A 14137-nucleotide genomic window follows, 5' to 3' on the forward strand; every position below is an offset into this window, starting at 1 on the left:
GTTTACTGCCCCTGGAAGGTGGGCTTGCGCTTCTCGACGAAGGCCTTGGCCGCTTCCTTGTGGTCGGTGGTCTCGCCGGCACGGGTGTGGTGGATCGCCTCGCCGTCGAAGCAGGCCTCGAGCGTCATGGTCTCGGCGTTGTTGATGTTGCGCTTGATGTAGCCGAGCGCCACCGACGGCCCCTGCGCCAGCGACCGCGCCAGCTCCAGCGTCTCGGCCTCGACATCGGCATCGGGCACCACCTTGGAGACCATGCCGAGGTTATAGGCTTCCTGCGCCGACAGCACCGGCGACATCATGTAGAGTTCGCGCGCCTTGGCGCTGCCGAGCATCTTGGTCAGCAAATACGTTCCGCCGTAGTCGCCGGAGAAGCCGACCTTGGCAAAGGCAGTGGTGATCTTGCAGGAGGCGCCGGCGACGCGCAGATCGCAGGACAGCGCGATCGAGAGGCCGGCGCCGGCCGCCGCGCCGTCGAGCTGCGCCACCACGGGCTTCGGCATCGTGTGCAGGATACGCGAGACCTCCATGCCCCGGCGCAGATTGGCCATCTTGGCCTCGAACGGCAGCGGCGCGCGGCCTTCCGCCATCGACTTGACGTCGCCGCCGACGCAGAAGGTGCCACCCGCGCCGCGGATCAGCACCGCACGCACCTCGGTATCGTCCTGCGCCCGCCGCGCCGCCTCGACCAGGCCGCGCGTCATGTCCGGATTAAGCGCATTGCGCCGATCCGGCCGGTTCATGGTGATGGTGAGCAGGCCCTTGTCGAGGGATTGGAGGACCATCTGATTATCGCTCATGGCGTTTTGCCTTTCGTTGTTGTTGGTTGTCTCAGCGTCATTCCGGGGCGATGCGCAGCATTGAACCCGGAATCTCGAGATTCCGGGTCTGGTCCTTCGGACCATCCCGGAATGACGCTTCGCGTCACTTCTTCACCAGCGGGCAGCGCGATTCCGACAGCGGCTGGAACGCCTGGTCGCCCGGCACGGTCGCGAGCAGCTTGTAATCATCCCAGCGGCCCTTCGACTCCGAGGGCTTCTTGACCTCGAACAGATACATGTCGTGCACCATGCGGCCGTCCTCACGTATCTTGCCGTTCTTGGCGAACATGTCGTTGATCGGGGTCTCCTTCATCACCTTCATGACGGCGGCCGCGTCCGTCGTGCCGGCAGCCTTCACCGCCTGCAGGTAATGCGTCACGGAGGAGTAGACGCCGGCTTGGGCCGAGGTCGGCACCCGCTTGGTGCGCTCCATGAAGCGCTTAGTGAAGGCGCGGGTGTCGTCATTGAGATCCCAATAGAACGCTTCCGCAAGCAGCAGCCCCTGCGCGGTCTCGAGCCCAACGCTGTCGATATCGGTCACGAAAGCCAGGAGCGGCGAGATCTTCTGGCCGCCCTTGGTGATGCCGAACTCGGCGCCCTGCTTGATCGCGTTGATGGTGTCGCCGCCGGCATTGGCGAGCCCGATCACCTTGGCCTTCGAGGCCTGCGCCTGCAGTAGGAAGGAGGAGAAGTCCGAGGTATTGATCGGGTGCCGCACGCTGCCGAGCACCTTGCCGCCCGACTTCACCACGACATTGCTGGTATCTTTTTCGAGGTCCTGGCCGAACGCGTAGTCCGCGGTCAGGAAGAACCAGGTGTCGAGGCCGGATTTCACCGCGGCAAGGCCGGTCACATTAGCCTGCGCGAAGGTGTCGAACACGTAGTGCACGGTATAGGGGCCGCAGGCCTCGTTGGAGAGGCGGATCGAACCCGGGCCATTGAACATGATGATCTTGCCGCGGGCCTTGGCGATCTCGCCGGCAGCGAGCGCAGTCGCTGACGCCGCAACGTCGAAGATCATCTCGACGCCCTGGTTGTCGATCATGTCGCGGGCGATGTTGGCGGCAAGGTCGGCCTTGTTGAGATGGTCGCCGACCACGATCTCGACCTTGCGGCCGAGCACCGTGCCGCCGAAATCCTCCACCGCCATCTTGGCGGCGGTTTCGCTGCCCGAACCGGTGATATCGGCGTAGAGGCTCGACATATCGAGGATGCCGCCGAGCTTCAGCGGAGGCTTGTCCTGCGCCAGCGACGCATTCGCCGAGATCGCAAACACACAGGCCAACACGCCGGCCAAAACCCGTCTCATTCAGATCCTCCCTTGAAGAACGGACCTCATTCCATCAGGTCCGTGTCGAGGGCCGGATCATGCCGCATGGCCCGCACTGCAGCAAGCCGCAGCGACAGCAATCTGTTTTCCGCTAAGCGGAATGATGCGCCGCGCCGACCATTTCTCAGCGTGACGCGATCAGAGATGGAAGTCGGAAACGGTCTGATAGGGCGTCCCTGCCGGCAGCCCGAGAAACAGGTACTGCATGCCATATTGTCCGGCGAACGCCGACGCCACAGTGTCCATGATGACGTGACCGCCCAGATCCAGATGCAGTTCCGGGCGGGTGATCGGCCCGAGCGTGTAGGCCGGCGCGATGGTTTCGTTGATGTGCAGCGCGTCGAAGGCGGCGGACACCGCCGACAGCGAGGCCGCATTGCCGGCCAAGTCGACAACGCTTGAGCCATTGGCGGCGAAGCCGGTCACGGAGAGCGATGCGGCACGATTCGTCGACGACACGATGTGATCGAACACCAGCTTCGAGGGATCGCCGAGCAGCGCGGTTGCCGCAGCATCGTAGATCGCGCTGCCGCCGTCGTTCAGCGTCAGGAGCGGCGTGCCGTTGACGACGTGAACCGCCTCGTTGAAGCCGACGGTCAGCTGCACCAGCGAGCCCGTCGCCGCAACGCCGCCGGACGGGGTTGCCGTGATACCGGTGAGATGGGGCACGGTGGTATCGAGGGTAAAGGTCAGGCTCGACGACGCGCTGACATTGCCGGCGGCATCGACCTCCTGCACCGTCACGGTGTGCACGCCATCAGTTGTGAAGACCGGCGCCATCGCCGAAAAACTCGACGCTCCGTCGGCCTTGAAGCGCAGCGTGTCGGCCAGATCGGATTTGGTGTAGTCGATCAGCGGATTGCTGGTGATGTGGTCGGTACCCGAGAAGCCGGTGTCCTGGTGCAGCGAAAGCAGCGGTGCCGCCGGCGGCTTGGTGTCACCGGTGAAAAAGATGGTACCGCTTGCCGCGCCGGCATTGCCGGCGATGTCGGTGTAACTCGACGCGGTGACGGACAGATTGGCCGACAGATGGTCGGTGACATCGGCCGTGAAGACCGCGGTGTAGATGTCATTGCCCGCACCGTTGACGCCGACATGGACGAGGCTGCCGAGCAGTCCGCCATGGACGGCGATATCGCCGAGCCCGAAGCCCGCGACCGCCTCGGAGAAGGTGAACGTCATCAACGCCGCGTCGCCCGCGTGCAGCACGGTATGGTCGGCTGCGACCGACACCGTCGGCGAATGCGTGTCGCCATCGATCGTGGCAGTATTGCTCGCCGCACCAGCATTGCCGGCGTCGTCGGTATAGCTCGAGCCCGTGACCCGGATCGAACCCGCCAGGACATCGTTGATATCGGGCGCGAAGGTCGCGGTGTAGACGTTCTGGCCTGACACGTTGAGCCCGACATGGACCAGATTGGTCAGCACTCCGCCGGCGACGACGGTATCTGCGAGCGTGAAGCTGGCGACATGCTCGGAGAAGGTGAAGGTGACAACCGAATTCTGGCCTGAAAGCAGCGTGCTCGGGCTCGCCGCGACCGACACCGTCGGCGCCTTGGTATCGCCGGTGAAACTAACGGTGTTGCTGGCCGCACCGGCGTTGCCTGCGACGTCGGCGTAGCTCCATGCCGCGACCTGCACCGAGCCAGCCTCGGCGTTGCTCTCATCCGGCGTGAAGGTTGCGGTGTAGACGTCCTGGCTTGATGCGTTGACGCCGACATGGACCAGATGGCCCAGCGCCCCGCCATGCACGGCCACGTCAGCGAGCGCGAAGCTTGCGATCTGTTCGGAGAAGGTGAACGTCACCACCGCGGTCTGCCCCGCCAGCAACGCGTTGCGGTCCGCCGCGATCGACACCGTCGGCGCCAGCGTATCGCCGCCGATCGTCGCAGTGTTGCTCGCCGCGCCGACATTGCCGGCCAGATCGCTGTAGCTGGACGCATTGACTTTCACCGAGCCGGCTTCGGTGTCGCTGACGTCAGGCGTGAAGGTCGCGGTGTAGACATCGTGACCGGAGCTGTTGAGCCCGACATGCACGAGATGGCTCAGCGCGCCGCCATGGACGGTGGTGCCGGCAAGGGTGAAGTCCGCGACGGCCTCCGAGAAGGTGAAGGTCGCAACCGAGAGGTCGCCGGCCAGCACCGCGTCCGGATTGAGCGTGACGGAGACGGTCGGCGCCAGCGTGTCGCCGGTGAAGGTGACCGTGTTGCCGGCCGCGCCCGCATTGCCGGCCGTATCGCCATAACCTGACGCGTTGACCTGCACCGAACCTGCTTCGGCATTGGTGACATCAGGCGTGAAGGTCGCGGTGTAGATATCCTGGCCGGCGCCGTTGACGCCGACATGGACAAGGCTGCCCAGCGTGCCGCCGCTGACGCTGACATCACCCAGCGCGAAGCTTGCGACAGCCTCGGAGAAGGTGAAGGTGACGGTGGAGGTCTGACCTGCGAGCAGCGTGCCGTGATCAGCCGAAACGGCCACCGTGGGCGCCTTGGTGTCGCCGGTGAAGTTGATCGTGTTGCTGGACGCGCCGGAATTGCCGGCGACGTCGGTATAGCTCGACGCGTTGACCTGGACCGAACCCGCTTCAGTGTTGCTGACATCGGGTGTGAAGGTCGCGGTATAGACGTCATGGCCGGCCCCATCGACGCCGACATGGACAAGGTTACCCAACGCGCCGCCGCTGACGCTGACATCGCCCAGCCAGAAGCCGGCGACGGCCTCGGAGAAGGTGAGGGTGACGAGCGCGTGATCGCCGGCGGTGAGCATGCTGTGGTCGGCGACGACCTGCACCGTCGGCGCCTTGGTGTCGCCGGTGAAGGTGATCGCGCTGCTTGCCGCACCGGGATTGCCGGCGATGTCGGCATAGCTCGATGCGTTGACCTGCACCGAGCCTGCCTCGGAGTTGGTCACATCGGGCGTGAATGTCGCCGTGTAGACGTCCTGGTGCGAGGCGTTGAGGCCGACATGGACGAGGTTGCTCAGCGCGCCGCCGCTCACGGTGGTATCCGTCAGCACGAAGCCCGCGACGGCCTCGGAGAAGGTGAAGGTGACGGTCGAGGTCTGTCCGGCCAGCAGCGAGCTCGAGGTCGCGGCAACCGACACGGTCGGCGCGACCCCGTCGATCACAAGATGCAGATCGGCCGCTGCATGGGTGACGTCAGCGTCCTGACCGCCGGGATCCTTGATCGTGCCGCCACTGAGCGAGAGGCTCTGCACTTGAAGGTCCGACGTGCTGTCGCCGGCCTGTACGGTGTAGCTGAACACCAGCGCCTGCGAGCCGCTGCCGCTGACATAGCTCGCGGCCTTACCGTCATTGAGCAGCAGCTCCGGCGCACCCGTCACGCTCACCGTGTTGCTGAAATTGACCGTGATGGTGACGACCTTGCCGATGTTCAGCGTCGTGAGATGGCCGGTGGTGTCTGCCGTGACCGAGGCAATGCTCGCCTGCGACCTGAGCTCGAGATGCGGCGAGGCCGAGCCGTCATAGCCGAGGCTCAGCGAGTTGGCGGTGGCGCCTGCGCCAAAGCTCAGATGCAGCGAGGCGAGCGTCACCCCGCCGCTGCTCTTCACCACGAGTACGCCGTTCGCATAGGACAGCGTGGCCGTCGCATCATAGGCGATGTTGCCGAAGTCGATCGTATCGCCGCCGGAAAAGCCTGTGATCGATGTGCCGAACGACGCCCCGGAGAATGCCGCGGCATCGAGCACGAGCTTCTCGGTGCTGCCGTCGGTGAAGGCGATCGCGCCCGTTCCCGCCGCGCCGCTCGCCGCGAGTTCGAGGATCGAGCCCTTGATAACCGTGCCGCCCGAATAGGTGTTGTGCGCAGACAGCACCAGCCTGCCGCCGCCGGTCACCTCGACATCGCCCGGCGTCGCGCCATCGGAGATCACGCCGCTCTGGGTGACGGTCTCGCCGGCTGCGACATTGAAGACCGGATCGCCCGCGACCGTGATGTTGCGGGTGTGCGTGAAGCCGTCCGTGAAGCTGATGCCGGTGCCGTCACCTAGCGTCAGCATGTTGGTGACCGCGCCGAGATTGACGTTGGCGGAGATCGATACCCTTGTGCCAGCGCCGCTGAGAGCGGTGTTACCCGTATAGCTGTTGTTGCCGCCGAGAATGACGATGCCGCCACCGCTGATGACGAGGCCGCCGACGCCGGCATTGGCACCGGTGCCGCCATTGCCGCTCTGGTCCGCGATGTCGTTGGCGACGGTCAGCGTCTGGCCGCTGGCCGGCGCGAAGCTGAGATTGCTGGTGCCCTGGATGAAGATGCCGGAGCCGATGCCCGAACCGCTCGCCTGGCCGATGCCATTGGTGCCGCCCTTGACGGCGTTGAAGCCGGAATCGTTGGAGAGCGAGCCGCCCTTGATGGTCAGCGAGCCGCCCTGCTGAACGAAGACGGTGCCACCCGCGCCAAGCCCGCCGCCGCCCGCCGTGCCATCACCACCGCCGAAGCCGCCGAGCCCGCTGACGCCACCACCGCCGCCGAAGCCGCCATTGCCGCCATAGCCGCCGCCACCACCGAAACCACCATTGCCGAACGCCCCGCCGCCACCACCGTAGCCACCATTGCCGCCGTCGATTGCGTTGCCGCCGCCGACGCCGCCGCCGGTGCCGTGTGCGCGATTATTGTTGCCGAAGAAGCCACCCGCGCCGCCGCCGCCGCCATTGGCGCCGCCCGTTCCGCCATACCAGTAAAGAAGGGTCCCGTTCCCGTACGGAATCAGGTAGCCGTCGACACCTTTGCCGCCCCCCGCGGCGCCGGGGACGATGCCAGCAGCCCCGTTCTGAAACGCAGCGGAGTTCGCACCCTGCGCATGAAGACCGATGCCGCCACCGCTGCTGTTTCCGCCTTGGCCCCCCATGCCGCCACCGCCGCCGAAGCCGTCGATATTGACGTTGCTCGCGGTGCTACCGGTTCCGCCGTTACCGCCGATCGCGGCACTGTTGTGAAACACGACATTGTCGATCGTGACGCTGCCGTTCGACGAGACGAACAGCGCGCCGCCGAGCCCGGCACCACCGCCGCCGCCGCCCTGGATGACGCCGCCGCCGGCAGCCACCGTGTTCTGGATGGTCAGGTTCTCGAGATTGACATTGCCGGCATAGACGAAGAAGCCGCGCTGTGCATTGAGGCCGTCGATCGCGTGTGTGCCGCCGTGGCCATCGCTGCCGTTGATCGTGACGCTCGATCCGCTCAGCAGATTCAGCGCGTACAGTTCCGACGTCAGACTGAAGTTGGCGGTGATGTTGATCGTGTAGTTGGCATTCGCCGCGGCGTTAACCCCGCCGGAATCCATCTGCAGGATGGCGGCGTTGAGTTCGGCGACATTGGAGGCATTGAAGACGCGGGTCGACACGACCTGCACGATCGTTCCGCCGTTCGCATCCTGCGAGAGCTGGAAACTGGTGCCGGAGCCGACCCCGGCAAGGGTCAGCGTATCGGTCGTGGTGCCGTTCGAGATCGAGAGCGTATTGCCGGACAGACTAACCGTGTTGAGCGACGGATTCTGGGTGTTGTACTGCAACCCGGTCAGGTCGATGAACTGGCCGGGATTGAAGTTCGCAATCGTGTTGGCGAACGCATTGCCGGTCAGCGCGGCGTTGTCGATCTTCAGCGTACCGACGATGCCTGAGGTAAACGCGATGTTGCCGGTCCCGGCGGCACCGGCCGCGGTGAGCCACACCGTGCCGGAATAGATCGTCGTGTTGCCGTAGCTGTTGGCGGCATGGCCAAGCACCAACGTGCCGCCGCCGTCGATGCCGAGATTGCCGCTGCCGGTGACGAGGGCAGTGTCGGTGACGGTTGACCCATTCGCAATCGCCAGTATCGAATTGCCGCTGATCGAGAGCGTGTCGTCGAAAGTGCCGCTCGATGTCAGCGAGAGATGCGCGCCGCTCAGGCCGAACGTCCCAGTCAATCCTGCGAGCTGACCCATCCCGAGCTGCAACGTGCCGGCGCCCGACAGCGTGAACGTGCCGGAGCCGCTGATCGAGCCGATATCGGCGATCGTACCGGACGAAATATCGAAGGTGCCGCCATTGGCGGTGACCTGAATGTCGTGCGTGAAAGTGTAGCCGCCGGTCGTCGTCAGCGTGCCGCCGTTGAGGATCAACGCGCCGGTCGAGCCGCCGATGTTGTTGTCGGCGGTGATAGAGAGGGTGTTGCCACCGTCGATCTGGGTGCCGCCGACATAGCTGCTCGCACCCGTCAGCGTCAGCGTGCCGCCGCCGGAGACGAGCACCTTTCCGGTCGTGCCGCTGCCGCTGATGCCACGCTCGTCAGCGATCGAGTCGGCGATCGTGAGCGTCGTGACGGTTTGCAGGCCCTGCGAGAAGGTGGGGACGGTGTGCGTCGGGGTGACGACCATCGTACCCTGGATGAAGATATCGCCATGGGCGGAGCCGTTGCCCGCGCCGTTGGCGCCGGTGCCACCGGTCTCGGTCGCGCCCGACAACGTGCCGCCGATGACGGTCAGCTTGCCGCCCTGCTGAACGAAGATGTTGCCGCCAGCACCCAATCCGCCGCCACCGACGCCGGCGAGCGAACCGTCGCCCGCGCCGAATCCGCCGGTGCCCGGCGTGCCGTTCGAACCGCCGCCGCCACCGCCGAAGCCGCCATTGCCGCCGGTATGCGCATATCCGCTGCCGTTGCCCGAGCCGCCGCCACCGCCAGCGAAACCACCATTGCCGCCGGCATAGATGCCGCCGCCGCCACCGCCACCTACGCCGCCGGCGCCGCCATAGCCGATGATGTTGCCCGAGGGGCCGCCGCCGACCGAGTTGCCACCGCCGATGCCGCCGCCGCCACCACCGACGCCGCCGCCACCACCGCCACCACTCGCACCGCCACCAGCATGCGCGCCATAGCCGATGCCGCCGTAGTTGTCGGCGCCCTGTCCACCGCCCGCCGCGCCTTCGATCGTCGCGGGCGTGCCGCCCGCGCCGCTCGCGCCGGTCGAGGGGTGCTGGGTGTCGGAGCCAGCCTCGCTATAACCATTGCCGCCATTGCCGTGATAGCCGTAGTAGTCTTGGCCGCCGAAGCCGCCGCCCCCACCGCCGCCGCCATTGCCGCTGCCGCCGTCGGCACCAATGCCGCCGCCGCCACCGCCGCCGCCAGCCGGATCGACCGCGCCGCCGTTACCGCCCTTGGCGGTATTGCTGCCGAAATTGACGTTGTTCAGCGTGACATTGGCGTTCTGCCCGACGAACAGGCCACCGCCGAGGCCCGCACCACCGCCGCCGCCGCCGACCCCGCCATTGCCGCCGCTCGCCACGGCGTTGATGATGGAGAGGTTCTTGAACGTCACCGTGCCTGATGTGACGACGAAGCCTTGGTAGCCGCGCGCGTCGATGACGTCGCTGTAGTCCTGACCGCCGAGCTGGTTGTTGTAGTCGGAGTTGCCGTCGAAGGTGAGCGTCGAGCCGTTCATCAGATTGATGGCCGGCAGATCGTCCAGCAATTGCAGCGTGCGCGCGCCGGACGAGAGCGAGAAGTTGATGACGTAATCAGTGTTGGTCGCGGCGAGACCGCCGCCGACGCTGATCGCGGAGATTGCGGCGTAGAGCTGAGTGTAGTCGTGGACGGGATCGCTGGTCGTCAGCGTGAGAACAACTGGGTTCGACACAAGGACCTCGGCAATATGCGCGAACGACCGCGATCGGTCGCTGTTTCCAAAAATTTCTGAATAGTTATCTTGCGCCGCAAGCCATTGGCAACAATAACGAATTCTCATTCCGCGCACGGAGTTGAGATGGTCAATGGGTAAGGTTGACGCGCGCGAGGACCGCGTTGCGCAGGCCCAAACGCCGATCTTCGTCACGACAGGGGACATACGAGACGCATTCGTCCCGCAGCGGCCATGCGTTGATGTGAAACTGGGGCCCCATGCCTGCGCGCGATGAGAAGCGCTGCAAGAAATTGATCGGCAATGCGTCGCCGAATCACGGTCGGCCCCGCCCGATGTCGTCTCGCTTCGCCTGTGGCTCGGTGACGATGTTTCCGTCAAACTGTCCTCGCTGGCAACCACGATCCGAATGGAGCGTGCCGGAGTGACGAGAGCAGCATGACGCCTCCACGCGATAGAGCATGGCAACACCGTCCGCGTGCAGTGGCGATGACAGCGTACGCGCTTGCGATCGTCGCCTGCATCGGACGCGCCGAAGCGGCCGGATGCAATTTCGAGATTCAGGGCGAAGGTCGCGTCGCCGCTGTGGTCGATGCGCGCAGCTTTCGCCTCGACGACGGCCGCGAGGTCAAGCTCGCCGGCATCGAGGTGGCGGACCGGGCCAAAGCCATCGCGGCGCTGTCGGCGCTGCTGGTCGGCCGCGAGGTGACGCTGCGCGGGCAGGACGACACGCCGGACCGCTACGGCCACCAGCCGGCCTACGCATTCCTCGAAGGCCGCGAACTCCCCGTGCAGAGTGAGCTGCTGCGCCAGGGCCTTGCGCTGGTATCGTCCGAGATCGCCGACAAGGACTGCGCCACGGCGCTAATGGCGGCGGAGGCCGAGGCACGGGCAGCCCGATCGGGAACCTGGGCCGAGTCCGCCGTCATAAAAAACGCCGAAAGTCCGGACGATATTTTGGCCGGGATTGGGCGCTTTACCGTGGTCGAGGGCCGGGTTTTGTCCGTGCGCCAGGCGGGGGCGACGACCTACCTGAATTTCGGCCGAAACTGGACACGGGACTTTGCTCTGACTATTTCAAGGCGCATAGTCCCTGCGTTTGAGGCGGCCGGCCTTGCGCCCAAGTCTCTGGAAAATCGTAGGATTCGTGTCCGAGGTTGGGTGGAAGCACGACGTGGGCCGCGAATCGAATTGCTCCGGGTGGGGCAGATTGAAGTGCTCGGCGGGAACTAGGGGCCCACAGGCCACGGCTCGGCCGAGTCACGGGACAAGTTGTGGGTTTTGACGTGATTGTGCGCGCTGGACGGCGTGAAGATGGAACTGGCCGCCGGCTTTCGGCCGCGCCGGTGCTCGTCTGCGCGGCCCTGACGCTGTCGGCCTGCGGCAATGTCGGCCGGTTCGAACAGGTCGCGCCGACCGCGACGGCGGCGCCGGTGAAGCCGAACCGCGTGGTGCAGCAGACGCCCAACAGCGAGCGCGAGCACGAGCGCATCCTGTCGTCCTATGGCGGCGCCTATGACGACCCGAAGCTCGAGGCCCTGATCAGCAAGACCGTCGACCGGCTGGTCGCCGCGTCCGAACGGCCCGACCAGGCCTACAAGGTCACGATCCTCAACTCCGGCGCGGTGAACGCCTTCGCGCTGCCGACGGGCCAGCTCTACGTCACGCGCGGTCTCATCGCGCTCGCCAGCGACACCTCCGAACTCTCCTCGGTGCTGAGCCACGAGATGGCGCATGTGCTGGCCAAGCATGCCGCGATGCGCGAGGACCAGGCGCGCCAGGCGGCGGTGGTGACGCGCGTCGTCACCGACATGAGCACCGATCCCGATCTCACGGCGCTGGCGCTCGCCAAGACCAAGCTGACGATGGCGAGCTTCTCGCGGCAGCAGGAGTTCGAGGCCGACGGCATCGGCGTCGGGATCGCCGCGCGCGCGCATTTCGATCCCTACGGCGCGTCGCGCTTCCTGACCGCGATGGAGCGCAATGCCGCGCTCAAGATCGGCAAGACCGCGCTCGATCCGCGTGCGCAGGATTTCACCTCATCGCATCCGGCAACGCCGGAGCGCATCTCCAATGCGCAGACCACCGCGCGGCAATACTCATCGCCCGAGAGCAACGAGCGCGACCGCGAGACCTATCTCGTCGCGATCGACAACATCGTCTATGGCGAGGATCCCAGCGAAGGTTTTGTGCGCGGCCGCCGCTTCCTGCATCCCAAGCTCGGCTTCACCTTCACCGCCCCGGAGAATTTCACGCTCGACAACACCGCGCAGGCGGTGATCGGCGTGCGCGAAGGCGGCAGCCAGGCGATGCGCTTCGACGTGGTGCGGGTGCCGGCCGAGCAGTCCCTCGGCGACTATCTGAATTCCGGCTGGATGGAAGGCGTCGAGAAGTCCTCGACCGAGGATCTCAACATCAACGGCTTTCCGGCGGCATCGGCCACCGCGCATGGCGACCAGTGGCAGTTCAAGGTCTACGCGCTGCGCTTCGGCAGCGACGTCTATCGTTTCATCTTCGCCGCCAAGCAGAAATCCACCGAGAGCGAGCGCAACGCGCGCGAGACCGTCAATTCATTCCGTCGCCTGACCCTTGACGAGATCCAGGCCGCGCGCCCGCTGCGCATCAAGGTCATCAACGTGCAGCCCGGCGACACCGTGGAATCGCTGTCGCACCGCATGGCCGGCATCGATCACCCGGCCGAGCGCTTCCGCGTGCTCAATGGCCTCGACGCCCACGCCCAGGTGAAGCCGCGCGACCGCGTCAAGATCGTGGTGGATTGAGGCTGCGAGCGTCGCGCTCGCGTCTCGCTACCGCTGTCGTCCCGGTGAAGGCCGGGACGACGGGTGAGAGTTTGGTGCGATTGCGTTAGCCCCTACTTCGCCTTCTCCTTGAGGAAGGCGATGATGTCGGCGCGATCCTTCGGATCCTGAACCTCGTAGAACATCTTGGTGCCCGGCACCATCGCGTCGGGACCGGTCAGCCATTTGTCGAGATTGGCCTCCGTCCATACGATCTTCGAGTTCTTCAGCGCCGGCGAGTAATTGTAGCCCGCGACCGAGCCGGCAAGGCGGCCCACCACCCCCTTGTGCATCGGACCGACGTCGTTCTTCTCGATCGAATGGCAATCGCCGCAGCCCTGGTACAGCGTGGCCCCGCGTGACGCATCGCCCGCCGCACGGGCGCTGTTCAGCGCGAGCAGGATCGCGATGGCCGCCATCGCGGCGATCTTGGCGTGCCGCGGCGCCAGCGCGCCTGCGATCGAACGAATGGTCATTCCGGGGTCTCCTGTTTTGCCACCACAACAGGAGCAGCCAGGTCGCCATTCTATTCTCTGAAATTTCGCCCCCCCGCTGGACACCAGCCGAATCGATCGCCAAAAATGGCACTTGTTGTTGAAGTTTTTTGCCGCCGACGAGGAATATCCGCGTCATCAGCCGATCACTATCCTAGCTGCCACCTCCGCAGCGGCGCCGGGTTTTTGGAGCATCCCCAGTGTTTCACAATCGGTTCGGCGCCGTCGCTCGACTTGCCGAACTCGGGTGCGTGCTTGCTGCGATCACCCTCGCAGCAGCCACCGCCGCGCGCGCGGACGGTTGTCCCAAGCCGAGCGACGAAATTGCGACCGACCGGCCCGACGTCACCAATTCGAGTATCGTCGTGCCGGTCGGGAGCCTGCAGAGCGAAAACGGCGTCAACCTGACCGGCCGCAACAGTGGCCGCAGCATCGACGTCAGCAACAGCCGCTGGCGGCTCGGCATCGCGCCCTGCCTCGAAATCCTGATCGACCTGCCGAGCTACACCGGCACGATGAGGTCACCGGGCGCCACGGGCTTTTCCGACGTCGCGCCGGGGATCAAATGGCAGATCAGCCCGGTGCCGGGAAAGATCGACCTCTCGATCACCGCGGGTGTCGCGCTGCCGACCGGCGCAGCCGCCATCGCGGGGCGCGGCGCGCAGCCCTACATCCAGCTGCCATGGTCATGGGAGCTGCATGACGGCTGGGGCGTCAGCGGCATGTTCACGGAATTCTTCCGACCCGCCGAGCTGACCGGCCAGCACATGTCGGAAACGACCTTCGTGATCGAGAAGAAATTGACCGAGCGGATCAGCGTGTTCACCGAATATGTCGGCGACTATCCGGACGGCGCACGGCCGATCCAGCTGATCAATTCCGGCGGCCTGTACCGGCTCACGCCGACCCAGCAGCTCGATCTCCACGTCGCGTTCGGACTCAACCACAACTCGCCGAACTACATCGTCGGCCTCGGCTATTCGTTCCGCGTCGACGGGCTGTTCCGTTAAACGAAGCTCCGTAGCCCGGATGCAGCGCAGCGCAATCCGGGGCAGATCCATCCGC

The 14137-nt window shown here is 65.6% G+C and carries 7 protein-coding genes; 3 read left to right on the forward strand and 4 right to left on the reverse strand.

The window, feature by feature from the left end; translation table 11 throughout:
* Positions 1-2: 2 nt before the first annotated feature.
* The 3 genes from ACE103_RS40580 to ACE103_RS40590 form a co-directional block, all read right to left on the reverse strand.
* Positions 3-797: an enoyl-CoA hydratase gene (locus tag ACE103_RS40580; RefSeq protein ID WP_375777521.1), complete on the reverse strand. Its 795-nt coding sequence runs from the start codon at positions 795-797 to the stop codon at positions 3-5.
* Between the two features lie 124 nt (positions 798-921).
* A complete protein-coding gene (locus tag ACE103_RS40585) occupies positions 922-2127 on the reverse strand; it encodes an ABC transporter substrate-binding protein (RefSeq protein ID WP_212311890.1) in 1206 nt (401 codons plus the stop codon).
* A gap of 159 nt (positions 2128-2286) precedes the next feature.
* Entirely contained in the window at positions 2287-9780 is a 7494-nt protein-coding gene (locus ACE103_RS40590; RefSeq protein ID WP_375777522.1) for an Ig-like domain-containing protein, read from the reverse strand.
* 489 nt (positions 9781-10269) lie between these two features.
* Here ACE103_RS40590 and ACE103_RS40595 point away from each other — a divergent pair, with 489 nt between their 5' ends.
* Complete coding sequence (locus ACE103_RS40595; protein ID WP_375777523.1) at positions 10270-11013, forward strand: thermonuclease family protein; 744 nt, start codon at positions 10270-10272, stop codon at positions 11011-11013.
* Between the two features lie 53 nt (positions 11014-11066).
* Entirely contained in the window at positions 11067-12560 is a 1494-nt protein-coding gene (locus tag ACE103_RS40600; protein ID WP_375777524.1) for a M48 family metalloprotease, read from the forward strand.
* 92 nt (positions 12561-12652) lie between these two features.
* Here ACE103_RS40600 and ACE103_RS40605 read toward each other — a convergent pair whose 3' ends face one another.
* Positions 12653-13054 carry a cytochrome c family protein gene (locus ACE103_RS40605; protein WP_097671042.1) on the reverse strand — a complete coding sequence of 134 codons (402 nt, stop codon included), beginning with the start codon at positions 13052-13054 and terminating at the stop codon, positions 12653-12655.
* Positions 13055-13272: 218 nt separating this feature from the next.
* Here ACE103_RS40605 and ACE103_RS40610 point away from each other — a divergent pair, with 218 nt between their 5' ends.
* A complete protein-coding gene (locus tag ACE103_RS40610; protein ID WP_375777525.1) occupies positions 13273-14082 on the forward strand; it encodes a transporter in 810 nt (269 codons plus the stop codon).
* Positions 14083-14137 lie beyond the last annotated feature (55 nt).

The sequence above is a fragment of the Bradyrhizobium sp. ma5 genome (assembly GCF_042258955.1).
In the GTDB taxonomy this organism is placed as follows: Bacteria; Pseudomonadota; Alphaproteobacteria; order Rhizobiales; family Xanthobacteraceae; genus Bradyrhizobium.

What these genes read in the sequence shown, in the direction of transcription:
- ACE103_RS40580 (WP_375777521.1), bottom strand. Translation starts at nt 797, where the DNA reads ATGAGCGATAATCAGATGGTCCTCCAATCCCTCGACAAGGGCCTGCTC.
- ACE103_RS40585 (WP_212311890.1), bottom strand. Translation starts at nt 2,127, where the DNA reads ATGAGACGGGTTTTGGCCGGCGTGTTGGCCTGTGTGTTTGCGATCTCG.
- ACE103_RS40595 (WP_375777523.1), top strand. Translation starts at nt 10,270, where the DNA reads ATGACAGCGTACGCGCTTGCGATCGTCGCCTGCATCGGACGCGCCGAA.
- ACE103_RS40605 (WP_097671042.1), bottom strand. Translation starts at nt 13,054, where the DNA reads ATGACCATTCGTTCGATCGCAGGCGCGCTGGCGCCGCGGCACGCCAAG.